Annotated in this window: 15 protein-coding genes, 2 rRNA genes and 1 other RNA gene (1 of these 18 running past the window's edge); 11 read left to right on the top strand and 7 right to left on the bottom strand. The window is 62.4% G+C overall.

What is annotated here, in order from left to right:
• The 3 genes from XCC_RS21510 to mutM form a co-directional block, all read left to right on the top strand.
• Nucleotides 1–1,714: ribosomal RNA gene (locus XCC_RS21510) — 23S ribosomal RNA — on the top strand; it begins 1,169 nt to the left of the window's first position.
• Between the two features lie 127 nt (nt 1,715–1,841).
• Nucleotides 1,842–1,956 (top strand): 5S ribosomal RNA (rrf, locus tag XCC_RS21505).
• 546 nt (nt 1,957–2,502) lie between these two features.
• A complete protein-coding gene (gene mutM / locus XCC_RS21500) occupies nt 2,503–3,318 on the top strand; it encodes a bifunctional DNA-formamidopyrimidine glycosylase/DNA-(apurinic or apyrimidinic site) lyase (protein ID WP_011039216.1) in 816 nt (271 codons plus the stop codon).
• A gap of 211 nt (nt 3,319–3,529) precedes the next feature.
• Here the strand turns inward: mutM and XCC_RS21495 are convergent.
• Nucleotides 3,530–3,604: non-coding RNA, sX9 sRNA (locus tag XCC_RS21495), on the bottom strand.
• Nucleotides 3,605–3,954: 350 nt separating this feature from the next.
• Between XCC_RS21495 and XCC_RS21490 the strand changes: the two genes are divergently transcribed.
• Nucleotides 3,955–5,073, top strand: coding sequence for a DUF4380 domain-containing protein (locus XCC_RS21490; RefSeq protein ID WP_011039215.1), 1,119 nt, complete (start codon nt 3,955–3,957; stop codon nt 5,071–5,073).
• Nucleotides 5,074–5,145: 72 nt separating this feature from the next.
• Nucleotides 5,146–6,747 carry a glucan biosynthesis protein gene (locus tag XCC_RS21485; RefSeq protein WP_011039214.1) on the top strand — a complete coding sequence of 534 codons (1,602 nt, stop codon included), beginning with the start codon at nt 5,146–5,148 and terminating at the stop codon, nt 6,745–6,747.
• Between the two features lie 27 nt (nt 6,748–6,774).
• Here the strand turns inward: XCC_RS21485 and XCC_RS21480 are convergent, their stop codons facing one another.
• Nucleotides 6,775–8,022 (bottom strand): GAF domain-containing sensor histidine kinase, encoded by a 1,248-nt coding sequence (locus tag XCC_RS21480; RefSeq protein WP_011039213.1) that lies wholly within the window; start codon nt 8,020–8,022, stop codon nt 6,775–6,777.
• Nucleotides 8,023–8,358: 336 nt separating this feature from the next.
• Nucleotides 8,359–8,988: a thymidine kinase gene (locus XCC_RS21475; RefSeq protein WP_011039212.1), complete on the bottom strand. Its 630-nt coding sequence runs from the start codon at nt 8,986–8,988 to the stop codon at nt 8,359–8,361.
• Nucleotides 8,989–9,384: 396 nt separating this feature from the next.
• On the opposite strand from XCC_RS21475, the gene XCC_RS21470 reads away from it, so the two are divergent.
• On the top strand, nt 9,385–11,457 hold the full coding sequence (locus tag XCC_RS21470) for a restriction endonuclease subunit M (protein WP_138922064.1): 2,073 nt from the start codon (nt 9,385–9,387) through the stop codon (nt 11,455–11,457).
• Here the strand turns inward: XCC_RS21470 and XCC_RS21465 are convergent.
• Nucleotides 11,413–12,557 (bottom strand): IS3 family transposase gene (locus XCC_RS21465; protein ID WP_087942071.1). Its coding sequence is split into 2 segments (ribosomal slippage): nt 11,413–12,320 and nt 12,320–12,557, totalling 1,146 coding nucleotides; the frame shifts between segments, so codons are not numbered across the junction. The two genes, XCC_RS21470 and XCC_RS21465, sit on opposite strands and share 45 nt — an antisense overlap.
• Nucleotides 12,558–13,167: 610 nt before the next feature.
• Between XCC_RS21465 and XCC_RS21460 the strand changes: the two genes are divergently transcribed.
• The 3 genes from XCC_RS21460 (at nt 13,168) to XCC_RS21450 (ending at nt 17,190) form a co-directional block, all read left to right on the top strand.
• Nucleotides 13,168–15,144, top strand: a complete 1,977-nt coding sequence (locus XCC_RS21460) for a UvrD-helicase domain-containing protein (protein ID WP_011039208.1) — start codon at nt 13,168–13,170, stop codon at nt 15,142–15,144.
• A 412-nt stretch (nt 15,145–15,556) separates the two neighbouring features.
• A complete protein-coding gene (locus tag XCC_RS21455; protein ID WP_043877947.1) occupies nt 15,557–16,105 on the top strand; it encodes a GNAT family N-acetyltransferase in 549 nt (182 codons plus the stop codon).
• Between the two features lie 50 nt (nt 16,106–16,155).
• Nucleotides 16,156–17,190, top strand: a complete 1,035-nt coding sequence (locus XCC_RS21450) for a DUF4272 domain-containing protein (RefSeq protein WP_012439670.1) — start codon at nt 16,156–16,158, stop codon at nt 17,188–17,190.
• A gap of 264 nt (nt 17,191–17,454) precedes the next feature.
• On the opposite strand, the gene XCC_RS21445 is transcribed toward XCC_RS21450, so the two are convergent.
• Complete coding sequence (locus XCC_RS21445; RefSeq protein ID WP_011039205.1) at nt 17,455–18,123, bottom strand: YceH family protein; 669 nt, start codon at nt 18,121–18,123, stop codon at nt 17,455–17,457.
• 364 nt (nt 18,124–18,487) lie between these two features.
• Here XCC_RS21445 and XCC_RS21440 point away from each other — a divergent pair, with 364 nt between their 5' ends.
• Nucleotides 18,488–19,444, top strand: coding sequence for a 5'-nucleotidase, lipoprotein e(P4) family (locus tag XCC_RS21440; RefSeq protein ID WP_011039204.1), 957 nt, complete (start codon nt 18,488–18,490; stop codon nt 19,442–19,444).
• Nucleotides 19,441–20,172, top strand: a complete 732-nt coding sequence (gene pyrF, locus XCC_RS21435; protein WP_011039203.1) for an orotidine-5'-phosphate decarboxylase — start codon at nt 19,441–19,443, stop codon at nt 20,170–20,172. The genes XCC_RS21440 and pyrF overlap by 4 nt, the downstream gene beginning before the upstream one ends.
• Before the next feature lie 631 nt (nt 20,173–20,803).
• Here the strand turns inward: pyrF and XCC_RS21430 are convergent.
• Together XCC_RS21430 and XCC_RS21425 are read right to left on the bottom strand one after the other, a co-directional pair.
• Complete coding sequence (locus XCC_RS21430) at nt 20,804–22,324, bottom strand: tryptophan halogenase family protein (RefSeq protein WP_011039202.1); 1,521 nt, start codon at nt 22,322–22,324, stop codon at nt 20,804–20,806.
• Between the two features lie 110 nt (nt 22,325–22,434).
• Nucleotides 22,435–25,467, bottom strand: a complete 3,033-nt coding sequence (locus XCC_RS21425) for a TonB-dependent receptor (RefSeq protein ID WP_011039201.1) — start codon at nt 25,465–25,467, stop codon at nt 22,435–22,437.
• Between the last annotated feature and the right edge of the window lie 272 nt (nt 25,468–25,739).

The following is a 25,739-nucleotide window of genomic DNA, read 5'->3' as shown; positions in this document are numbered from 1 at the left end:
CGGTAGAGGAGCGTTCCGTAAGCCTGCGAAGGTGGATTGAGAAGTCTGCTGGAGGTATCGGAAGTGCGAATGCTGACATGAGTAACGATAATGCGGGTGAAAAGCCCGCACGCCGAAAGCCCAAGGTTTCCTTGCGCAACGTTAATCGACGCAGGGTTAGTCGGTCCCTAAGGCGAGGGCGAAAGCCGTAGTCGATGGGAAGCAGGTTAATATTCCTGCACCTCGCGTGAGTGCGATGGAGGGACGGAGAAGGTTAGGTGTACCGGGCGTTGGTTGTCCCGGGGAAAGGCGGTAGGTTTGGATCTTTGGCAAATCCGGGATCCTTTAAGACCGAGCACCGAGACGAGCCTTTATGGCGAAGTCACTGATACCACGCTTCCAGGAAAAGCTCCTAAGCTTCAGCTCACGAAGACCGTACCGTAAACCGACACAGGTGGGTAGGATGAGAATTCTCAGGCGCTTGAGAGAACTCGGGTGAAGGAACTAGGCAACATGGCACCGTAACTTCGGGAGAAGGTGCACCCTTTTTGGTGGCTCATGCGAGCTATAGCTGAAGAGGGTCGCAGAAACCAGGCCGCTGCGACTGTTTATCAAAAACACAGCACTCTGCAAACACGAAAGTGGACGTATAGGGTGTGACGCCTGCCCGGTGCTGGAAGGTTAATTGATGGGGTCAGCCGCAAGGCGAAGCTCTTGATCGAAGCCCCAGTAAACGGCGGCCGTAACTATAACGGTCCTAAGGTAGCGAAATTCCTTGTCGGGTAAGTTCCGACCTGCACGAATGGCGTAACGACAGCGGCGCTGTCTCCACCCGAGACTCAGTGAAATTGAAATCGCTGTGAAGATGCAGCGTTCCCGTGGCAAGACGGAAAGACCCCGTGAACCTTTACTATAGCTTTACACTGAACGTTGAGTTCGTCTGTGTAGGATAGGTGGGAGGCTATGAAACTGTGGCGCTAGCTGCAGTGGAGCCAACCTTGAAATACCACCCTGTCGTGCTTGACGTTCTAACCTAGATCCGTTATCCGGATCAGGGACCGTGTATGGTGGGTAGTTTGACTGGGGCGGTCTCCTCCTAAAGAGTAACGGAGGAGCACGAAGGTACGCTCAGCGCGGTCGGACATCGCGCACTGTGTGCAAAGGCATAAGCGTGCTTGACTGCAAGATCGACGGATCAAGCAGGTACGAAAGTAGGTCTTAGTGATCCGGTGGTTCTGTATGGAAGGGCCATCGCTCAACGGATAAAAGGTACTCCGGGGATAACAGGCTGATACCGCCCAAGAGTTCATATCGACGGCGGTGTTTGGCACCTCGATGTCGGCTCATCACATCCTGGGGCTGTAGTCGGTCCCAAGGGTATGGCTGTTCGCCATTTAAAGTGGTACGCGAGCTGGGTTCAGAACGTCGTGAGACAGTTCGGTCCCTATCTGCCATGGGCGTTGGAAGTTTGAGAGGGGCTGCTCCTAGTACGAGAGGACCGGAGTGGACGAACCTCTGGTGTTCCGGTTGTCACGCCAGTGGCATTGCCGGGTAGCTATGTTCGGAAGCGATAACCGCTGAAAGCATCTAAGCGGGAAGCGCGCCTCAAGATGAGACTTCCCGGGGCACAAGCCCCCTAAAGGAACCATATAGACTATGTGGTTGATAGGTCAGGTGTGTAAGTACAGCAATGTATTGAGCTAACTGATACTAATGATCCGTGCGGCTTGACCATATAACCTCAAGTTGCCTTGGTCCCAACGAACGTTGGTAGATCCCCAAACGCAAGCTACGTCACAAGTTAACTATGCGAGACTGGGCGCCTTAATCCGTTTCTTGGATGGCGACGCTCCAACCGTCTCCCTGGTGAAATTAGCGCTGTGGAACCACCCGATCCCATCCCGAACTCGGAAGTGAAACGCAGCTGCGCCGATGGTAGTGTGGCTCAAGCCATGCGAGAGTAGGTCATCGCCAGGGGCTTTACCCGAAACCCTCAGTCCAACAGGACTGAGGGTTTCTTTTTGCCTGCAATTTGACCAAAGACATATCCATGGGCGAGAAGATGACCGCAGCTGGACGCGCTCGGTCCTAGCGCTTTAATGCTGACTCGGCTTGGACACGTTTGCTTTAGGTGTTGGTCTTGGTATTGGTGCGCAGCGTCCAGCGACAGAATGCATGTGGTGAGGCCGCGTGGATCGACCGTTTCTTAGTCCGCTTAGCTGATCAGCCTGGCGTTATGCGTAGGCACTATGCGTAAAACATTGGCCTCTTCGGCACGGGTAATAGGCATTTACTGACACTGCTGCACAGATGAGTGGTGCGCTTAGCCACATGCGATGTCTGAGCACATTCCTGTAGTAGCCGCCATGCGTTTAGATCGCTTGGTAGGTCCGGTAGACGGCTAGAATCTGCTGCTGCACGCGGGGTTCTAGGTCCGCTCATATCGCCACAGCATTTGTGTTTGCCTGCGTGCACCACCATGTGGTGTGCTCCGGTCTATTACCGTGAGTCGAGTCGATCTGCATGCCTGAGCTTCCCGAAGTCGAAACCACCCTACGTGGACTGGCCCCGCACCTGGTGGGGCAACGCATCCATGGCGTGATCCTGCGGCGGCCTGACCTGCGGTGGCCGATTGCAGCGCAGATCGAACAGTTGCTGCCAGGCGCCACGATTACCGATGTGCGTCGGCGGGCGAAGTATCTGCTGATCGATACCGATGCAGGCGGCAGTGCCGTGCTGCATTTAGGGATGTCGGGCAGCCTGCGGGTTTTGCCGGGCGATACGCCACCACGTGCGCACGACCATGTGGATATCAGCCTGCAGAACGGGCGTGTCCTGCGGTTCAATGACCCACGCCGCTTTGGTTGCCTGTTATGGCAGCGCGATTGCGAAACGCATGAGCTGCTGGCCAGCCTTGGGCCCGAACCATTATCTGCCGCATTTACGGGCGATTATCTGCACGCATTGGCATGCGGTCGCCGTGCGGCGGTCAAGACCTTCTTGATGGACCAGGCGGTGGTGGTCGGCGTTGGCAATATCTATGCGGCAGAAAGCCTGCATCGCGCAGGAATCAGCCCGCTGCGGGAAGCTGGCAAGGTGTCGCGGGAGCGCTATCGACGGCTGGCGGATGCGGTGAAGGAAATCCTGGCCTATGCAATCCAGCGCGGTGGAACCACGCTGCGCGATTTCATCAGCCCGGACGGCGCGCCCGGTTATTTCGAGCAGGAACTGATGGTGTATGGCCGCGAAGGCGAAGCCTGCAGACACTGCGGTGGCGAGTTGAAGCACGCCACAATCGGCCAACGCGCCACGGTGTGGTGTGCGGCTTGCCAGCGCTAGCTGCCGCTCAAATACAAGCAGTAACGCGACGGAGACAAGCATCACTTCGTAAGCGGCTACTCGCTGCATAAACATCGCCGCTTCGACTCTTCCTGAAATCTGTCGAATCATCAACTGCATCTACCATGTCACTTTGTAAGCCGCTACCTGCGGCATAAACAGAGCAGCATGGCTTCCAGCTAACGCCTGTCTGTATCACGCGACCAAGAGCGGCTAACAAAACGTAGCGAGCAGTCGTCAGGTGGGTGCGGACGGCGCGGAGGAACCGGAATGTACGTGGGTACATGCCGATTCCGAGCACCGGCCGCGCCCACCTGACGGCTGCGCAGTAATTTTTGATAGCTGCTCTAAGTTCACCACTGCCACGCTGTAAGTCGCGAGCCGCGGCGTAGATGCAGCAGCTTCCAGCTGAGGCCTGTTGGCATTCGCCAAACGCATTCCATCGCATCACTTTGTAAAACCGCCAGTCTCTGCATAGATGTGCAGCGGCGCTTCCATCCGATGCATGTCGGCATCGCGTCTACGTTTCGCATTATTTGGTGCTTTGCCAGTTGCACCTGCAGACATCGGCAGCGCTCGCTCCTGCAGCGCACTTGCTGGTGTGCCGCGCACCAGCGCGCGACAATTGGCTGATCGATGGATGCGGAGTTGGGCATGGCGAAGGTGATGCGCTTTCCTGTGGTGGCGGTCATGACGGGACTGCTCGTATTGCCCTCGGCGGGCAGCTGCGCAGACACTGCAGCGCGTAAGACGCCTCCCGCCATCGAACGCCTCACGCTCGGTAACGAGGTGATCGAAGTGACGGCCACGCCGTCGTTTGGAGGGCGCATCCTGGCATTTCAGCTACGGGGTCAGCCGAGCGTGCTCAAGCTCGGTGCGGCGGTGGAACAGCAGCGGGCACCGCAGGTATCGGGCACTGCAGGCGATATCGCCTACCTGGGGCATGACGTCTGGGTTGGCCCGCAAAGCCACTGGTGGCTGCATCAACAGGTCAATCCACAGCGCAAGGCAGCAGGCGCGGTGTGGCCGCCGGACCCCTATCTCTCGCTGGCGACGACGCGGGCGACAATACATGACGCGACGCAGCTGGTGATGGACGGCGTGCCCAGCCCGGTGACCGGCGTGCAACTGCGCAAGCGTGTGGCCCTGTCGCCGTCGCGCCCGGACACCATCGACGTGCAGGCCACCGCCCGCAACATCCGCACCGAGCCGCTCAGCTGGGATCTGTGGTTCAACACACGTGTGGCTGCAGATACGCGGGTGTTCGTGCCGGTGGCGGACGCGGCCGATCTACGCCTGCAACCACCCAGCGATCCCGGTACCGTCGCGCCGCGTTATCAGCTTGAAGGTGGCCTGTTCGTCTTGAGTGCCGACACCCGCGCGGACACGTTGATCCAGCGCGGCAAGCTGCTGCTGCAGCCGTCCGCTGGCTGGATGGCTGGTTTTGCCGGCACGCAGGTGTTGGTGATTCGCTTTGCGCACCAGCCGAAGGCGCGTATCCATCCCGAACAAGGACAGGTGGAACTGTATCTGGACGCGCCCCCGCAGCACCCCGAACACGGTCTGCTGGAAATGGAGGTGCACGCGCCGTATCGCACGCTCGCGCCCGGTGCCGACATGCAGGCGCAGGAGCAATGGACGCTGCTGCGCTATACCGGGCCCAACGAGCGGCAGGCGCAGCGGCAATTCCTGTGCAGCAAGGCGCAGGAGCTTGCGTTGACCAATGCCTGCGCCGGTTCGCCTGCGGTGCCCTGAGTAGCGCATAACGTCTGTGCCGGGCGTTGGTGTGGCTATGATGTAGCCCACACCACCGATCAGATCCAGCGCATGCAACGACGCCACTTCCTGAAGAATGCCGCCGCCGCCCTGGCTGCGCTCGGTTTGCCGGCGCTGCCGCCGTGGGCGCTGGCTGCCAAGGCAGTGGGGCTGCGTCGCCTGGGCCAGCCGCAGCCGTTCGACTATGCGTGGCTCAAGGGCCAGGCGCGTGCATTGGCCAAGGCGCCCTACAAAAGCCACAAGCAGGTGCTGCCTGGCCCGCTGGAATCCTTGAACTGGGATCAGTACCAGTCGATCCGCTACCGCCAAGATCACGCATTGTGGGCCGACGGCAATGGCAAGTTCCAGGCGAAGTTCTTCCATCTGGGCCTGTACTTCCACACCCCGGTGCACATCTACGACATCGTCGATGGCAAGGCGCAGCAGCTGGCGTACGACCCGGCGGCGTTCGATTACGGCCGCAGCGGCCTGGGTGGCAAACAGCTGCCCAAGGACCTGGGGTTTGCCGGCTTCCGGCTCAACACACGCAAGGATACCGACCGCGATTTCTCCGCGTTCCTGGGGGCGAGCTACTTCCGTGCGGTGGGCAAGGAAGGCCAGTACGGGCAATCGGCGCGCGGGCTGGCGATCGATACCGGTACCGGTGGGCCGGAAGAATTTCCCGATTTCATCGCCTATTACCTGGAACAACCGGCCGACGATTCGGACACGGTGGTGGTCTACGGCTTGCTGGATTCGCCCAGCGTGTCCGGCGCGTACCGCTTTGCCATCACCAATGGCGAGGTACTGGTGATGGATATCGACAGTGCGTTGTATCCGCGCAAGGCGATCGAGCGGCTGGGCATCGGCCCGTGCACGAGCATGTACCAGACCGGCGAGAACGACCGCCGCATGGACTGGGACTGGCGCCCAGAAATCCACGATACCGATGGCCTGGCGATGTGGACCGGCGGCGGCGAGTGGATCTGGCGGCCGCTATGCAATCCGCCGCACCTGCGTTTCAACATGTTCGTGGACGAGAACCCGCGCGGCTTTGGCTTGCTGCAGCGCGATCGCAATTTCGATCATTACCAGGACGACGGCGTGTTCTACGAGAAGCGCCCGTGCCTGTGGGTGGAGCCCAAGAGCGGCTGGGGCAAGGGCTCGGTGCAGTTGGTGGAGATCCCCACCGTGGACGAGACCTTCGACAACATCGTGGCGTTCTGGAACCCGCAGGCCAAGCCGCAGCCGGGGCAGGAACTATTGATGGGGTACCGCTTGTACTGGGGTGCGCACCCGCCGGCCAGTTCGCCGCTGGCGCATTGCGTGGCCACGCGCACCGGGCTGGGCGGCATCGTGGGCCAGAAACGCAGCCATTTCTCCTGGCGCTTTGCGGTGGATTTTGCTGGCGGTGAACTGGCTGCGCTTGCAAAGGACCCCAAGGCCAAGGTCGAAGCGGTGCTGCAGGTGTCGCGCGGCACCACCGAGATCGTCTCGGCGCGGCCGCTGCATGAGCTCAAGGGCTACCGGGCGATGTTCGACCTGGTGCCGCCGGATGAGGGCACCCAGCAGATCGATATCCGTCTGTTCCTGCGCGCCAACGGTAAGCCGTTGACCGAAACCTGGCTGTACCAGTGGACGCCGCCGCCGGCGAGCGAACGCAAGATCTACTGACCTGCGTTGCCGGGACCCTGGCCGTGCTTAGGCCGGGGTCGAGCGGTTGTCGACCAGCTGCATCCGCGCACGTGGGCGCTGGCAGGCCAGCTCCACGTGGAAGCAGGTGCCGTCCTTGCCACTGGTGATGCGCAGCTCGCCCTGATGGGCCTGCGCGATCTGTGCGGCCATGTGCAGGCCCAGGTCGACCTCGGGCAGGGCACGCCCGGCGGTATGCACATGCGTGGAGGCATGCAGGATGTCCAGCCGGCGTGGTTCGATGCCGTCCAGGTTGCAGACTTCGATGCGCAGCCGGCCTTGTTCGGTAACCGCGATGGCCTTGATCAGCGAGCTCTGCTGGCCTTGCACCACTGCGTTGATCATCAGGCTGCCGAACATCTGCGCCAGCCGGATGGCATCGCCATGCACCGGTTCGTCGATGGCCACGTGCGCGGAAAGCACCTGGTTGGGATAAGCGGCGCGGGTTTCGTCCACCACCTGCGAGAGCGCATCGAGCAAGTCGCTACCGTTGCCATAGTCCAGCTGCAGCCAGTCGCGTTCGATGCCGCGTGCGAAATCGCTGGCGAAGTCGATCAACTCTTCCATGCGCCGCAGGCTGCGCTGCAGCGAGCGGATGGCGCCGCCCTGGCGCTGGCTGAGTTGGTCGATGGACAGCATGTCCACCACCGCATGCATCGATTGCAGCGGGTTGCGCAGGTCGTGGCCGAGGATGCCGATGAACTCTTCGCGCAGCCGCGCCGAGGCGCCGACCCGTCCGAGTTCGCTGCGGGCTTGCCGCGATTCCAGCGCGCTCTGTTCGGCGCGGAGTTCGGCCTGGATCTGCGCGCCCAGCAATTGCGCGAGCAGTTCGATCTTCTCCACCAGCGGCGCATCCATCACGCGCGGCTCCGGATCCAGCGCGCACAAGGTGCCGAACACGCTGCCGTCGTCGAGACGGATCGGCACCGACACATAGCTCTCGAAGCCATACAACTTGGGCGAGGGATGGTCGCGGTAGACCGGGTGCTGCGAGGCATGGCCAAACGACACCGCCTGGTTACGCAGGCGCACGCCATCGCAGAACGTGGTGGCCAGCGGCAGTTCGTCGCCGGGCTGCAGACCGAAGGCGAGCGTGTCCTGCACCTGGCAGGTGACCCAGCGCGCATCGGTGACCCGGGCAACCGCGGCAAAGCGCATGCCGGTGAGGCGGGTGAGGATGGTCAGCACATCGGGGACCGACGACAGCCGGCCGACACGCGCGACATCGGCGTGCAATTCGGGAGGAAGCTGACCCATGCGTTTCTTCCCGGACCGTGATGCACGCAGTTTACAGGAGCCCGGTTGCGTCCGGTTGTGAGAGCGCGGCGTTGCCGGCGCAATCGCGTGTGGTGGTCTGACGATTGGTATAACGCGCTGATACAGCGGTATGTCACCTGCTGATGGCTGACATGTTGGCAGCTACCGATGCTGCGGTGTGGAGTCTGCACGCGCGTCACCTGCCACGCGCGCCTGCATCGGCAGCGGCAGTGCGGAAAGGCGATCGCCGCCAGCAAGGTTGCAGGCCTCATGTCCCTGCCCATGCACTACGATTCCCGGCACCCCGCCGGCGTGCGCGTCGTGGCGAAGCGTGATTTACGCCGGCGGCAACGGCAACGCGATCTGCAGCGGGTCGATCCGGCCTTCGCCACGCATGATCTTCTTGAACTCGGCGCGGCTGACCGAGACATAGCGCTCGTTGCCGCCGATCTCCACCTGCGGGCCGTCCTGCACCGCATGCCCTTGTGCGTCCACGCGCACGGTCATGGTGGCCTTGCTGCCGCTGTGGCAGATGGTCTTGATCTCTTCCAGCTCATCGGCCCAGGCCAGCAGGAACTGGCTGCCTTCGAACAGCTCGCCGCGGAAATCGGTCCGCAACCCGTAGCAGAGCACCGGGATGCGCAGGCGGTCGACCACCTCGCTCAGCTGCCAGACCTGCGCGCTGCTGAGGAACTGCGCCTCGTCGACCAGCACGCAGTGCAGCGGGCCGTGCGCGGCAATGTCGCGCTCGATCAACTGCAGCAACTCGGTCTGGCGGTCGAAGGTCTGCCCATCGGCGCGCAAGCCGATGCGCGAGGCGACCACGCCGCTGCCGGCGCGGTGATCGAGCTTGGGCGTGAGGATGGACGTGCGCATACCCCGCTCGCGGTAGTTGTGCGCCGACTGCAGCAAGGTGGTGGTCTTCCCGGCATTCATTGCCGAGTAGTAGAAATAGAGCTTGGCCAACTGGGTTCAACTTAAGGTATTGAATTTAATGGGAATTATGTAGGAAGCGGACGCATGACTGTGAACCAGTACCGACAGTTATACCGTCACTTGCAGCCGGTGCCGCGAGTCCAGCACGGACCGTCTGTTGCAATCGGTTGCAACGCAGCTTCCCGAACATGAGCGCTGTCTCAGGATACGAGATGGCCTGACGCCACTGTACCGCGCCAATGCAGTGGCTCGAAGCTGCTGCAATGACGTCTTCGGGCTGTCCTGAGCTAGCATAGATCGTTAGACCAAGCGCCCACGCGATAGCGTGGACTTGGACCGCCAGTTAGACGTGCAGGTGCACTGATCACCAAAAGCCAAAAAGTGATTGGTGGTCACAGTACAGGACATGATGGAGTTAAGGGCAGCATGACTAAAAATATCCTTTGCACGGACAAGGACCTTAGGAACGAGGCCGGAGTGGAGTCGTTCTTCATGGCGAGGATGCTGAAGGACCTCCTTGGCTACAAGGACACCAATATCCGGCTGAAAGAGACCATCGAGACGCTTTCTGTTAGCGCTGGTCGGCGGCGTGTACTGTATCGGCCTGATTTCGCTGTCACTAAGGGCGGCCACGTTCGCTGGGTCTGTGATGCGAAGAGCCCATCAGAGGGTATTGAGAAATGGCGCGGCCAATGTAAGAGCTATTGCCATGAGCTTAACGAGCGATACGGCCCAGGTGAGAACCCCGTCCTTTACTACATGCTGACGAATGGCAAAGAAACCCGCGTGTACCACTGGGACTCAAGCCGGCCGCTTCTCGTGATGGATTTCAAAGACTTCGCGGTGGGCAATCCGAAGCTAAAACAGCTTAAGGAACTGCTATCCGCTGATAGCGATAAACTGAATGTTCAGCTCAACGAACAGTTGCCCAGCCTGACAATACGCAGGAAGAGCGCTAACGATCTAAACGCTGATTTTGCTTGGTGCCATGATCAGATACATAGAAAAGACGCGCTCAGCTACACTGCTGCGTTTATGGAATTTGTGAAGCTTATCTTCATCAAGCTTCTATCAGACCGCGAAGTACACGAAAAGAACCCTGAAATGGCTGAATCCGGCGTTTTTCAGGTGATCGAGCCTGCCCGCAATGTGAAGTTCTCTGTGGCTGCCATCAATGCGGCGGAAGAAGCTGGGATTGATAATCCAATTGCTGTCCGATTTGATGAGCTTCGTGAGAGTCTTGAACTCCAAATAAAACAGCAAAACAAAAAACGCATCTTCTCGGAAAACGAGAAGCTAGCCCTGAGCAAAGATCTGACAAAAGACATCGTCCGGCGTCTGGAATCCGCCGATCTCTACGGTTTGGACGCCGATATCAATGGTCGTCTATTTGAGACGTTCCTGAATGCCACTCTGAGGGGCAAGTCGCTTGGTCAGTACTTTACGCCGCGAAGCGTCGTCAAGTTGGCGGTCGCGATGTCTGATCTGCAAGTTGGGATCAAGCATCAGGGATGCGATGTAGTTATTGATGGATGCTGCGGAAGTGGGGGGTTCCTTATCGAGGCTCTGGCGGCTATGTGGAAGAAGGTTGAGAGCTCTCCCAAGCTGTCGCAGGCTGCAAAGAATGAGCTTAAGAACGATATCGCAACTAAGTGCATCTACGGAATTGACTCGGCCAAAGATCCGGCACTGGCCCGCATCGCCAGAATGAACATGTATCTGCATGGAGACGGCGGAAGCGCAATCTATCAGTTGGACGCATTGGACAAGGGGCTCGCAGAGGAAAACAATGCTAGCCCAGAGTCCAGGTCCGAACTTAGAGACTTTAAGCGTGTCCTGAAGGACAACGCTGAGGGCTTTGCTGACGTCGCACTGACAAATCCGCCCTTTGCGCGCGATTACGAACGTAAGAAGCGGGGTGGTGGACGTGCATACGCACCGTCGGTTTTGGATGCGTATGAGCTGTCGTACGACGGTCCCGCCGAGATCCTTCCGAAAGCCAAACTTAAGTCGAGCGCAATGTTCTTGGAGCGTTATCTAGACTTCCTCAAACCAGGAGGGCGTTTGGTGAGCGTGATAGACGATAGCGTACTAGGCAGCAAGGCTTTCGCGACTACCCGTGCCTGGCTAGCCCAAAAATACATCGTAGAAGCGGTTGTATCGCTGCCAGGCGACGCCTTCCAGCGATCTGAAGCAAGAGTCAAGACGTCTATTCTTATCATGCGCAAAAAAGTAGCTGATGACGAAGCGCAGGGCGAAGTCTTCATGTGCTACTCCCAATTCGTGGGCATCGACGATCCAGCGCGCGAAAGAGTGCTCCCCGTTGATGAGGACAATCACAAGAAGGCTCAGGAAGAAATAGAGCGCATCTCCAAGTTGTTCGCTCGGTTCTCTTCGGGAGACCGTAAGAAGGACATGAACAAGTGGGTGATACGCCCAGGGTTCCGTAGACACTCAAGACCCTCGTTGCGCGTAGCGCCGTTCAAACTCTACAGGTGACAGGTCGCCAGTTGAACCGTGGCGGCGGTTGGGGTTGTAGAACATCTCGATGTAGTCGAATACCTCGGCGCGAGCGGCGTCCTTGGTGGGATAGGTCCGCCGCCTGATCCGCTCGCGTTTGAGCAGGCCGAAGAAGCTCTCCACGGGTGCGTTGTCGTGGCAGTTGCCACGCCGACTCATGCTGCACACCAAGCCATGGGACGCCAGGAAACTGCGCCAGTCATCGCTGGTGTAGACAGACCCTTGGTCCGAATGAACCAAGCAACCAGCGTTGGGTTTGCGCCGCCACACCGCAGACAACACCGCCTGCACGACCAACTCGGTGTCGGCCCGATCGCGCATCGCCCAGCCGACGACCTGCCTGGAAAACAGATCGATCACAACAGCCAAATACATCCAGCCTTCATGCGTGCGGATGAAGGTGAAATCGCTCGCCCAGGCCGTGTCCGGCTCCGTCACGTCGAACTGTCGGTCAAGCAGGTTGGCCGCCGCCTTGCACTGCATTCCTCCATGGAAGCGCGGTTTGCGACCATAGCCCACCTGGGCACGCAGTCCCTCGGTGCGCATCAGCCGATGCACCCGATGACGACTACAACGCTCACCCAGATCGCGCAGATCCGTGGTGATCTTGCGATGCCCATAGACACTGCCGCTGGCCAGCCAGTGGTGCTTGATTAGTCCAAGCAAGCGATCATCTTCCTTGGCGCGCTCACTGTTGGGCGAGCACAACCAGGCGTAATAACCCGACCGGTTGACCCGCAATACCCGGCACATTGCACACACCCTGAATTCCCCGCAGTGGGCTTGCATGAAGGCGTACTTTGCCTTTACCCCTTGGCAAAGTACGCGGCGGCCTTTTTTAGGATGTCGCGCTCCTCGGTCACTCGACGCAACTCTGCCTTCAGCCGCCGAACCTCGGCGCTCTGGTCCACCTCGGCGCGATGCACCACGCCAGACTTGCCGAACGTGCGCAGCCAGGCGTACAGGCTGTGCGTCGTGACACCCAGCCGCTCGGCGACTTCTGCCACCTTGAACCCACGATCAGTCACTTGCCGGACCGCCTCGATCTTGAACTCATCCGTATATCGCTTGCTGCTCATAGGCACCTCCGAATCGACCATTTTCCATGGCCTTGAGATGTCTAGGAAACCCTGGGCGTATCACTTCGGACATTCTCCAAGCCTTCAAGCCTCCGCAATAACGCGCTGCACTCTGGCGCTCATCTTCAAGCTTTGTTCTCGCTCGGCGGAACACAGAACGATCAAGGTCCCATGGGGCTGGTTCGCATAGGCGGGCAGCCCATGCGTCTTGAGATCCCCCAAGCGCCGGGCCTCGCGTCGAAAGAACTCAAAAAGCCGATTGGACCAATCGACGTCCCCCCGCCCTGAGTAGCGGCTTGGTTTAGAGTCCGGGGTTGATGATATCGGTGTTTGTCAGATGTTGGGCATAAGCAGCCGGTGTCATGCCGACGGTATCGCGTCCGAATACAACCTGAAACCAACTTACGAAGACGGCCCGAAAATAAGCTAAGAAACAGCCATTTACTTACGCCTCTGAACACCCTCTTACGCCAATAATAGAAATAGAGCTTGGCCATTGGATGAGTTTACCGGGTCAGGTGGCGTGCGGTCATGGCTTGCCGCATGAACCGACGCCGGCGGCCTGCCCGCAGCCGCGCCGGTACAATGGCCCGCTCTGTTGGAAGTCCCTATGCACGGTCTCAATCCCCCGCAAAGCGCTGCCGTCCTGCACTGCGAAGGTCCCTTGTTGGTGCTGGCCGGTGCCGGCAGCGGCAAGACGCGCGTGATCGTGGAGAAGATCGCGCATCTGATCGCCATCGGCCGCTATCCGGCCAAGCGCATCGCCGCGATCACCTTTACCAACAAGTCGGCCAAGGAAATGCGCGAGCGTGTGGCCAAGCGTATCCGTGGCGACGGGGCCGACGGGCTGACCATCTGTACCTTCCACGCGCTGGGGTTGAAGTTCCTGCAGATCGAGCATGCCGCGGCCGGGTTGAAGCGTGGGTTTTCGATCTTCGATTCCGACGATGCGGCCGCGCAGATCAAGGACCTGATGCATGGGGCCAAGCCCGATGCGATCGAAGACGCCAAGAACCTGATTTCGCGGGCCAAGAACGCCGGCATGTCGCCCGAGCAGGCGATGGCTGCGGCGCGCAGCAACCGCGAGAAGGAAGCGGCCAGCCTGTATGAGCGCTACCAGGCGCGGCTGACCACCTTCAACGCGGTGGACTTCGATGACCTGATCCGCCTGCCGGTGCAGATCCTGGAGGCCAACGAAGAGATCGTGATGGGCTGGCGCGAACGCATCGGCTACCTGCTGGTCGACGAGTGCCAGGACACCAACGATGCGCAGTACCGGCTGCTGAAGATGCTGGCCGGGCCGCGCGGCAACTTTACCTGCGTGGGCGACGACGACCAGAGCATCTACGCTTGGCGTGGCGCCAACCCGGAAAACCTGCAGCAGATGGGGCGCGACTACCCGGCGCTGGAAATCATCAAGCTGGAGCAGAACTACCGTTGCTCCAACCGCGTGCTGCGTGCGGCCAATGCCTTGATCGCGCACAACCCGCACGAGCACTTGAAGACCCTGTGGAGCGACCAGGCCGACGGTGAGCGCATTCGCGTGTGGGAGTGCCGCGACAGCGAGCACGAAGCGGAAAAAGTGGCCGCCGAGATTTCGTTCCTGGGCACGGCCAAGCAGGTGCCGTGGAGCGATTTCTGCATCCTGTTCCGTGGCAACTTCCAGTCGCGGCCACTGGAAAAGGCGCTGCAGTTGCTGCGTGTGCCGTACCACCTCACCGGCGGCACCGCGTTTTTGGAGCGGCAGGAGGTCAAGGACGTGCTGTCGTGGTTGCGGCTGATCGTCAATCCCGAAGACGACGCCGCGTTCTTGCGTGCGGTGCAGTCGCCCAAGCGCGAAGTCGGTGCGACCTCGCTGGCGCGATTGGCCGAACTGGCCAGTGCCAAGTCGGTGCCGATGTCACGCGCGGCCGAATCGATGGGCGCGCTGCAGCACTTGCCGCCGCGTGCGGCCAACGGCCTGAGCGCATTTACCGACATCCTGCGCGATATGCGCGAGCATTCGGCCACGCTGCCGGCCGGCGAATTGGTGCGCACCTTGGCCGACAAGTCCGGCCTGCTCAACGACCTGCGCAATCAGTCCAAGGACGAAGCCGGGTTCCAGCGCCGCAAGCGCAACCTCGATGAGCTGGCCGAATGGTTCGAAGGCGGCCCGCGTGGCGCCAGCGCCAGCGATCTGGCGGCGCAGTTGGCGCTGCTGTCGCGTAACGACAAGGACGACGGCGGCAACCAGGTGCGCATGATGACCATGCATGCGTCCAAGGGCCTGGAATTCCGCTACGTGTTCATCGTTGGCTGCGAGGACGGCGTGCTGCCGCACGAGGTCAGCCTGGAAGAAGGCAACCTGCAGGAAGAGCGGCGCCTGTTGTACGTGGGCATTACCCGCGCCAAGCAGCAGTTGTGGATGAGCTACAGCAAGTTGACGCGCAAGTTCGGCGAGCATGTGCGACTGAAGCCGAGCCGCTTCTTCGACGAGATTCCGGCGGCCGAACTGCAACGCGACGGCGCCGACCCGGTGGCCGATGCCGAACGCAAGAAGGAACGCGCCAACGCGGGGCTGGCGGCGATCCAGGCGTTGTTCGACTAACGCACGCTGACAACACGTGCGTATGAGAGGCGGTAAGGCGCTGGTCGGCGCCGATGCGCATCGCTTGCACGATGAGTCCCTGGGGCTTCAAGCAGCGAGTTGATGCGCGGTGTTTGCGCGTGCTGCACGCGTCTGGAATCCCGCAGCATGTGGTCGCATGCGTGCTGCGGCGGACGCCTTCTCAACCATGGCAACGATGCAGGCACTCTCGGTCGTGCGCATAGCACGCGATCACGGCGCGCAGCGTGCCAACTGCACGAGTAGAGCGAGGTGTGCAGCAATTGTCGTGTGGCATTTGTTGATGCTTATCGCCAGGCGGTTTTGCCTTGCAAGTAAACGCCTGCCACCCCACGACGCTGTGCCCGCACAGGCTTGCCAGTGAGGCATCTGCACGGCAGGCTGGGTGTTCCTGATGCCGGAGCACACCGTGACCGTGGTGATCGAAACCCCGCGCCTGCGCTTGCGGACGCTTGATGCGGAGCGCGACGCCGACGCAATGCTGGCGTTGGTCAACGACCCCGCCTTCATCGCCGGCATCAACGATCGTGGCGTACGGACCCGCGAGCAGGCGCGCGCGCACCTGCGCGAGTGGGCGCAGGCGCATCAGGAGCGCCACGGGTTCGCGCACTGGGCGGTTGAAACGCGTGACGAAGGCGCCTTCGCAGGCACCCTGGGGTTGTTGTGCCGCGACACCTTGCCGGTGCCGCATATCGGCTTTGCGCTGTTGCCGGATTATCGCGGCAAGGGCTATGTGCGCGAGGCCGGGCATGCCGTGCTGCGGTATGCGCGCGATGTGCTGCGGCTGCCGCAGCTGTGCGCGATCGTGTCGCCCGACAACAGCGATTCGATCCGTGCGCTGGAACAACTCGGGCTGCAGCGGCAGGGGCTGCGGGTGCTGAGTCCGGGCACCGATGACGTGCTGTATTACGTGATCGATCTTGGCCCTGGCGTGGACAGCTGAGCTGGCCTGCGGCACGCTGCCGGCCTGTCTTGCCGCCCAAAGGACGCGTCATGCCGTTGTTGGTCAATGCCTATTCCACGCTGCGCGATCCCGTGTGGCCGGATTTTCTGCCGCAGGCTGCGGTGCAGCACCGCGACCACACCGACCCGGAGTTGACCAACCATCTGCACGGGTTTGTCGGCTATGTGAGCCAGGCCGGCGATGGCCAGATGACGCAGGCGCGCTACCACCTGATGCGCCACGTGCAGCGGGTGCGCCAGCAGTTCACCTTCGAGGTGGACGATGCCGCCTTCGGTGCGTTGGCCAAGTGGGCCGAGCAGGCCAACGCGGTGTGCTTCCTGGCCGATGGCAGCGTGCGCGACCCGCACGGGCACGTGCTGCTGAGCCAGGGCGAGCCGCCGCTCGACGACGATGCGCAGGTGCCGTATCCACCGGACGCGCTGGAGCGCCGCGCGCGGCAGCAGGATCAGTTGGCCGCGCTGGGCATCCGCGTGCCGCCCAGCCTGCCACCGGTGCCCGGTGAGGCCGAAGCCCGGGTGCGCGATGCCACAGCCGTGGCCGAGCGCATGCGCGCGCTGTTTGCGGTGGCGCTGCGTGCAGAGATCCTCGCCGCAGGCGATCCACCGCCGTCGCTTGCCGAGATGGGCGCGCGGCTGCCGGGCTTGGCGGCCGCGCTGTCACCGCAGGAGCTGGAATTTTTCGAGCAAACGCAACCGGATCCGCAGCAGCTGGCCAACTTCGGCTGGCGCTACGAAAGCCTGGCGACGCTGCAATGGGCGGCGGGCATGACCGACACGCTGCCTCTGCCAACCGATCTGTGCGATGTGCCGGGCGTGGCCCGGCGCGCGCTGGAGCACGCCGAGGCGCACACGCCGCCGGTGCTGGTATTGCGCCCGCTGCCGGAGCTGCTGGATGCGCTGGACCGGCACCTGCGCCTGCATTGGGCAGTGCGCCAGGCCGGGCAGTCCAAGCAGCCGGTGCCCGCCGGCGTCGTGCCCGGCGTGGTCTACGAGCGGCACTACGCGCTCAACTGGCTGCTGCATTTCGAAGATGCAGCCTGGGACGAGGTGGATACGCCGACTTGAGGGCGTGTTCTGCGGGTAGCGGCTTGGCACGGCGCGGCGGCCACAACGCCCCGCTGGCACTCCGTCGCGCGGGCCGGCTGGAGCGCGGCAAGCAGTTTGGCTGCCTGCTGCGGGCTGGTCCGAATGTGCGCAATGCCGCCAGTTATCCTCAGGCGGCAGGCGGGCCTGCAAACGGCCAGGGCTGTATTTCAATCAAGCTGTCGCCAGCTAAGCCCGCAACTCGCTCCTAGGCCACCATAAGACCAGCCACACGCAAACCTGCGCTCAGGCGCCAGCCGCATCCAGGCGTGCCTGTAGCGCGCTCAGCGCGTCCTGCAGCTCGGCCACGGTGGTTTCCAGGCTGAGCACGCGGGCTTCCAGCTCGCTGCTGTCGGCGCCGCTGCGGGCGCTCGGTGCCGCACGTGCGGCGGCGGCCTGCAGCGCATCCAGATCCAGCTCGCCGCTGAGCAGATGCGCGTAGCGGTCTTCGCGCTGGCCACTGGCGCGCGGCAGCTGCACGGCCAGGCCTCGCTGGATCAGCCGTTCCAGGTGATGGCGCACATCGTCGCTGTCGTTGAAGCGGGCCAGCCGCTCGCTACGCGCAAACAGCTCGCCCAGCGTCTGCGGGCCACGCAACAGCAGCAGGCCGATGACCGCGACCTGTTGCCGGGTCAGGTCCAGTGCGCTGCCCAGCCTGTGTTCGTAGCGCTCGGCCCGCGAGGAAAACTGCTGGCGCACCAGGCCCAGGGTTTCCAGCTGGCGCAGCGCGTGATGCACCTTGCCGGTCTGCAGGGTGAGCACCGGCTCGCGCGCGGTCTTCTGGTTAGCGGCCACCTGGGCGGCGTTGACGGTGAGGGGGTAGGCGTCCGGTGTGGTCGCTTCCTTCTCGATCAGGCAGCCGAGCACGCGGGCCTGGGCGGTATCGAGAACGGGCGTGGGCAATGTCTCTGTCATGCGGCGACTCCTGGGCGATCAGCCCGCAAGGATATGCCGATCCCGTGCCGGCGTTCTGCGCCTCGTTCGCCGCGACGCTGCCGCCTTGCAGGGCCGTACGGTGCGCCGTGGTTGCGTCAGCCGCCGCTGTGCGTGCGCCACGCAGCGTCTATGTGCGCATAGATAGCGGGAGACGGCAGAAGGCCAGCGCACGCTGCGGGCCGCATGCAAACCAGGCGCACCGTGGTTGAAAGCGAGAAACCGCCTCGCCACCCGCACGCAAGACCCACCCGACACGGGGGGGGCGCGCACGCGGCGGCCGCGGAGCAGGGCGCCACCACGCGAACCGGCTAAAATTGCGCGCTTCATTGCCGTTCCTGTCCTGGTGGATGCCATGCGCCCCTCGCTTCACGCACCGATGTCCCTGCTTGCCTGCGCCGTGCTGGCGCTGGCGGCCTGCAAGCCCACTCATGAAGAGACGGCGCAGCGCGCGCAAGCCGCTGCCGTGTCTGCCAATGCCGCCGCCAGCGCTGCTGCGGGCAAGCCGGCGGCAACAGCCGGCGCGCTTGCCGGCGATGACAACCTCAATGCGGTGCTGTGGATGCAGCGTTCGGAGGAATACCGCGCCGTGGCCGAGCAGACCTACCGCGCCGCAGCCGAGACTCTCGACGCCGCCCTCAAGCAGCCCAACTGGGACGCGCTGGTGCCCGAAGAACGCGGCAATGCCGCCACCGGCCTGAAGCCGGCGGTGGTGCTGGATGTGGACGAGACCGTGCTGGACAACTCGCCGTACCAGGCGCGCCTGGTGCGCGATGGCAAGGAGTACGACGAACTGAGCTGGGACCAGTGGGTGGCCGAAAAGAAGGCCAAACCGATCCCGGGCGTGGTCGATTTCGCCAAGGCGGCCAACGCCCGCGGCATCACCCTGATCTACATCTCCAACCGCGCCGTGCACCTCAAGGACGCCACCTTGGCCAACCTGCGCAGCGCCGGGCTGCCGGTGGCCGATGACAGCGTCTTCCTGGGCCTGGGCACGGTGGTGCCCGGCTGCGAGCAGAATGGCAGCGAAAAGAATTGCCGCCGCCGCCTGGCCGGCGAGAAGTACCGCGTGCTGATGCAGTTCGGCGACCAGCTCGGCGACTTCGTGCAGGTCACCGCCAACACCGGCACTGCCCGCGGCGCGCTGTTGCAGCAGTACCACGACTGGTTCGGCGAGCGCTGGTGGATGCTGCCCAACCCCAGCTACGGTGGCTGGGAGCCGGCCCAGTTCAACAACGATTATTCGCAACCCTGGCAGACCCGCCACGGCGCCAAGCGCGCCGCACTGGAGCTCGCACGATGAACCGTCCCCCGTTACCGCTGGCCGCGCACGATCGGCTGATCTTTGCGCTGGATGTGCCCGGCCATGACGAGGCCATCGCCTGGGTGGACCGTTTGGGCGAGTCGGTGGCGTTCTACAAGATCGGCATGGAATTGCTGGCGTCGGGCGAGTACTTCCACGTGCTCGATGCGCTGGCCAAGCGCAACAAGCGCGTGTTCGTCGACCTGAAGTTCTTCGACATTCCCGCCACCGTCGCCGGCACCATTCGCCGCCTGTCGCAATGGCCGGTGAGCTATTGCACCGTGCACGGCTGGCACGCCGGCATGCTGGAAGCCGCCGCTGCGGCCAACCAGGGCGACATGCGCCTGCTCGCAGTGACCGTGCTGACCTCAATGGGCCGGCCGGACTTGGCCGCGATGGGCATCGACCGCGAGCCGGTGGACGTGGTGGTGGAGCGCGCGCTGGCCGCCCAAGCCGCTGGCATCGACGGGGTGATCGCCTCGGGCCAGGAAGCGGGCATGATCCGCCGCGCCACCGGCCCGGCCTTTTCGATCGTCTGCCCCGGTATCCGCCCCGGCGGCCCGGTCGGCGATGACCAGCAGCGCACCGTGGGCGTGGCGCAGGCCTTCGCCGATGGCGCAGATGCCATTGTGGTCGGCCGCCCGATCCGCCTGGCCAACGACCCCGCCGCCGCCGCCGCCGCCATCCAGGCCGAAATCCGCGCGGCCGTGGTGCAGCACCGGGATTGAGGCTGCCGCGCGGTACATTTGGTGCCCAGCAAAATCAAATAGTTAGGCGCCCATCTTTAAAGTGTTGCTTTAACGTTAAAGTCGACGTACGATGCCGGCGTCCGATGTCAGTCGGAAGTTGTGCCACGCATTGTCCACCGGGCTTGTCCCGGTTTTTGAAGGGATCGGGCCTTGTGCCCGATCCTTTTTTTTGACCGGTGGCCGGGCGGCCGCCAGCCATCGAGCCAGGCCACGTGGGAACTGCCGCCCAAATCATCGCGCCTTGGGTACGCCCACGCCGCGCTGCTCGCTGGCGGCAAGCCATGCCGGGCGTGGTGCAGCTTCGGGATGGTCTCAAGCCTGCACGGGCCGGAGCTGCTGTGGGTGCACCACGCCGTGTCGTCGACATCGGTGGCGCGCGTAACGGCATCGCAACCCGTAAGGCACGCACTGACCCACCGCCTGCCCGCCCGCCCGCCTGGCGCCCAACGCCCATCACGGCGCGCCGCTGCGCGGCAACGCCCAGCCCCATGCAGGTTGGTCGCACCACACGGTGATCCCCATTGCCTTGCTCCACGCCGCCGCGGGCGCAGCGTGAGCCCCTCGCGGCGGCAACGCTGGCCTTGGCTGGGCCAGGTTTGCCACCGCGCACTCACCGCACCCGATCAGCGCGGCAATAGCGGTCGATGAATTGCTGGTGGGTCGGCATGACGTCCACGCAATGGCTGATGGTCTGCGCCACGCTGGCCAGGAAGCCTTCGGCGTCGGTGTCCGGCACCTGGTCCACCAGCGGGTGATAGCCCTGCGGCAGGATGCCCTGGCCCACCATCACCTGCACCCAGCTGATTTCGGCAAACATCTCTTCGGCATTGCGGTAGAAGCGCCCGCTGTCGCGGAACAGGTCCAGCGTGGCCTGCAGCTCCGGGGTGATCGGCTGCGTGCGGCAGTGGCGCCAGAACGCGCTGTTGTCGCGTTCGGTGGCGTGGTAATGCAGCACCAGGAAATCGCGGATGCGGTCGAACTCGAAGGCCAGCCGGTCGTTGTAGCGCTGCACCAGCACCGGGCTGATGCTCTCGCGTGGGAACAGCTCCAGCAGCTTGGAAATGCCGGACTGGATCAGATGGATGCTGGTCGATTCCAGCGGCTCCAGAAAGCCGCTGGCCAAGCCCAACGCCACGACGTTGCGGTTCCAGAACTGCTTGCGTCGCCCGGTGGTGAAACGCAGCGGGCGCGGGTCGGCCAGCGGTGTGCCATCCAGATTGGCCAGCAGCGTGGCGGCGGCTTCGTCGTCGCTGACGTGTGCACTCGAATACACGTAGCCATTGCCGGTGCGGTGCTGCAACGGAATGCGCCATTGCCAGCCGGCGGCGCGCGCGGTGGAGCGCGTGTAGGGTGTGGGCGGGCCGACCTTTTCGCAGGGCACGGCCAGTGCGCGGTCACACGGCAGCCAATGGGTGAAGTCGTGGTAGCCGGTGTGCAGCGCCTCTTCGATCAACAGACCGCGGAAGCCGGAGCAGTCGATAAACAAGTCGCCACTGACCACCTGCCCGGAAGCCAGTTGCACCGATTGCACGTGGCCGGTGTGCGCATCCAGCTGCACCTGTTCGATCAAGCCCTCAAGACGCGTGACCCCGCGCTGCTCGGCGTAGCCGCGCAGAAAGCGCGCGTACTGGCTGGCATCGAAGTGATACGCGTAGGCGATGTTGGCCAGCGGCGAATTGGCTGGCACATCGCCGGCGGAGGTCATGAACTTGCCGCGCGTGGCGGCAACGGTATTGAGCGTGTAGGCACCCAATGGTTGCGCCTTGCCGCGCCGCTGTTGCTTGATCCAGTACTGATGAAACGGCAGCAGCCCGAGCGGATGGCCGATCTGGGTGCCGAAGCCGTGGATATACGAGGTGCCCGGCCGTTGCCAGTCGATGAACTCGATGCCGAGCTTGAAGCTGCCCTGGGTCTGGCGCACGAACTCGGCTTCATCGATGCCGAGCAGATTGTTGAAGGCCTTGATGTGCGGCACGGTGGCTTCGCCGACGCCAATGGTGCCGAGCTGCTCGGATTCGATCAGCTGCACATTGAAGCTGGGACCAAGCACGCGGGCGAACGCGGCGGCCGCCATCCAGCCGGCGGTTCCGCCGCCGACGATGACGATGTTGCGGAGTGGAGCGGGGATCATGATGCGTTCGATCCTGCACGAAAGAGGAAACCGCGGATAGGCGAACGGGGCCAAGCGGCCCCGTTCGGATCATGCACACGCCGACAGCGTGCACATGGATGTGCACTGCATCAGAACTTTGCACCCACTTCCAGGACGACACTGCGCGGCACATAGCTGATCTCGCCGTTGTCGACCACGGTGATATCAGGCTGCAAGCGTCCGTCGCTACCGAAGCTGTTGTACTGGTATTGGGTGAAGTTTTTGAAGTTGAAGGCATTCAGCACGTTGATACGTGCGTTGAGCTTGAAGTCGCCCACGACGGTGAACTCCTTGTTCGCCTGCAGATCGACGGTGCGATATCCCCAGATCTTGCCACCCAGCAGGAACTTGCCATTGCCCGGCGGGGTCACGCCCACGGCCTGGCAGGTGCCGCCATCCGGATCGGTAAAGCCGTAGCAGGCGATCGTGTTGATCGGCTCCGGCGTGGCCAGCACCAGCTTTGCACCGAAGGTGACGCCCCACGGGCCATCGATCGAGCCGGACGCAACGAAACGATGCGCCGACACGGCATCCGACTTCACGAACGGGTAGTCGCGAATGGTCGCCTTGTCGAAAGCAAATGGCTCGTCGATCGTGCGGTTCTGGCGCGCGCTGGTATGGGTGTAGGAGAGGTTCAAGCCCCAACCCGATTCCTTGGTGTAGGGCTTTTCGGCCGACAGCAACACCTGGCTGCTGCGCTGCTCCAGGCCGTTGTAGCCCAGGATCGTATTGCGGTAGCCCGGCACCGGCTCGCCCCAGGGCACGCTGCCGGTGGCGTCGAAGTACGCACCATTCGGGTAGCGGTTGACCAGGCTCATCACCAGGCCGTCATAGGCCAGCACGCGCTGGAAGGTTACGTCGGTCAACCAGTCGCCGACCTGGTTGCTGATACCGATGCTGTACTGATCGCTGTACGGAGTCTTGAGCTTGTTCTTGAACATGAAAAGCTCGGAGCTGTCACTGGTGCCATCGATCGTGTTGAGCTGATCAATACCGGTGAAATATGCCGGATTCCATGCCGTGCACGCACGGTCGTCGCGGAAGCAGCCCTGTCCGCTGGCAGCATCGCTGAAGTACACCACCACCGGCGAAAGCGCAGCCTTGACCGATTCCAGTGCGAGCTGCTCGAACAGGTTGCGATCGTAAGAGCGACCGGCGCCGCCATGCAGCACCGCGCTCTCATCGCCGAAGAAGTCATACGAGAAGCCGAAGCGCGGTGCCCAGGCGTCCTTGAAGTTCTTGCGGTTGTTGCCGGTGCTGATGTAATCGGCCACGTTGATACCGCTGGGCAGCAGGCGGTTGGCCCACGGCTGACCCGGGTTGTCGGGGTCGTCCGAATACAGCGCGTTGATGAACGGCTGCGAGGTCACGAAGTCGGTGTAAGCCGGGGTGTCTTCATAGTCGTAACGCACGCCGATGTTGAGCATCAGCTTGTCGTTCACCGCCCAGTCGTCCTGCAGGTAGATGCCGTACTGCTTGGACGGCGACTCGACCACCGGCACCTGACCGGGATTGTCGAATGCACGGATATAGCGCACCTGGAAGGGAACCGGCGCAACACCGTTCTGACCGACTTCATAGCTGAACTGCGGGTTGAGCGAACTGGACTCGCGTGAGGTCAGCTTGATGTCGCGATAGGTCACGCCGGTCTTGATGGTGTGCTCGCCATGCCACTCCAGCGCATTGAAGGTTAGGTCGTTCTGGAACGACCAGCCCTTCTGGCTACGCAGCTTGAAGTCTTCGCCACTGGCAGCACCGGTGTTGAGAAATACCCACTGACGCGGATCGGCCTGCGTGCGATCAATGTAGGTGTAGATCGAGCCGTTGCCGACACCGCGCGGCGTCGGCACATTGCGCGAATCCTCGGTGGTGAGGATGGCTTCGTTGAACCAGCTGTCGGCACTGTGCTGCCAGCGCAGGCTGGTGCGCTTGTCCTTGTTGATCTTGTCCACCGCGCGGTCCGGCGCGTTCTGGCCGCCGACATTACTGACCTGGGTTTCGTCACGGTACTGCGTTGCCAGTTCGATGCGATCGTTATCGGTCGGCTCGAAGTCGATCTTGCCGAAGTACAGGTCTTCGGTGAACGGCATGTTGGACGCGCCGTACTGATCGCGAAGATTGGACGGCAGCAGGCCAATGAACGGCGAGGCCTCGGCACTCGGCTGCACGCTCTTGGGCGCCACGTTGTCCTTGCCTTCGTAGGCAAAGAAGAAATGCATCCGGTCCTGGATCAACGGGCCGCCGATGGCAAAGCCGTATTCCTTGGTCTGTGAATCGACCTTGGCGTCTTCTTCGTCCGGGCGTCTCTCACGTAGATCCTGATTGGTAAAGCGATAGAACGCCTCGCCATGGAACTCATTGGTGCCGGACTTGGTGGCTGCGGTGATCGCCGCACCACTGATCTGGCCGTACTCGGCCTTGTAGTTCGACGTGATCACCTTGTACTCGCCGATGGCGAGCTGCGGGAATGGATTGCCCTGAGTCTCGTCCTGGCCGGCAATACCGCCACCGGAGACGTAGCTCTTCTGGCTCACACCGTCGATATACAAATTGCTGGAACTGGCGTTGGAAGCACCGCCGCGCAACTTGGTGTTGCCGTCCTGGTCGATGGTGAACACCATGCCCGGCACAGTGTCGGCGAACTCCAGGAAGTTGCGCGTGGCCTGCGGCAACTGCTGAATCTGCCGCAGCGAAACCGTATTACCCACTTCCGAGGTCTTGACGTCACGAATCATCGGTGCGCTGACGGTCACCGTGTCCAGTGTGGTCGCATCGCCGGCCGGCGCAGCCGCCGTCTCGTTACCCAGATCGACGGTGGCACTGGAGGCCACCGACAAGGTCACCGTACGGCTGATGCCGTTGGATTCCACCTTGTAGGTGCCCGGTTGCAAACCGACGATGGTGTAGTTGCCGTTCGCATTGACCGGCGCGCGTCGCACCGAGCCGGTGGCGACATTGGTGACGACGACTTCGCTGCCGCTCTGCGCGGAGGCGACCTGGCCGCGCAACGTGGCGTTGCTGGACTGGGCCATGGCCGGGGTGGTGGCAAACAACGAGGCGGCCAGGGCGCAGCACAACAGGCTGCGCGCGGGCAGGGTGGAGACGGTACGGTGCTTCTTCATGACTTTCCCCCTCCCAGGGGTAAAGCGCGAACCAGTGGAGTGACTGGCGCGTCGAGGTTGGTACTTTGATGTGAGTGACACGGGAACAGCGGCAACAGCAACAAACAACAGGCATTGCAGATAAAAGACGGCAAAAACACTTAAAAACGGGCTGCGCACGCAGCGCCGGAATCGAGGCGTGCTGCACAGCGAGCGCGTCGGTGCACCGACAGCGATGGACCAGTAACCGTTACCAGTCCGGAACGAAGCGCTGACCATGCACGGGAATAAAG

This window comes from Xanthomonas campestris pv. campestris str. ATCC 33913, assembly GCF_000007145.1.
GTDB lineage: Bacteria > Pseudomonadota > Gammaproteobacteria > Xanthomonadales > Xanthomonadaceae > Xanthomonas > Xanthomonas campestris.
This window is presented reverse-complemented; position numbering and strand designations above follow the sequence as displayed.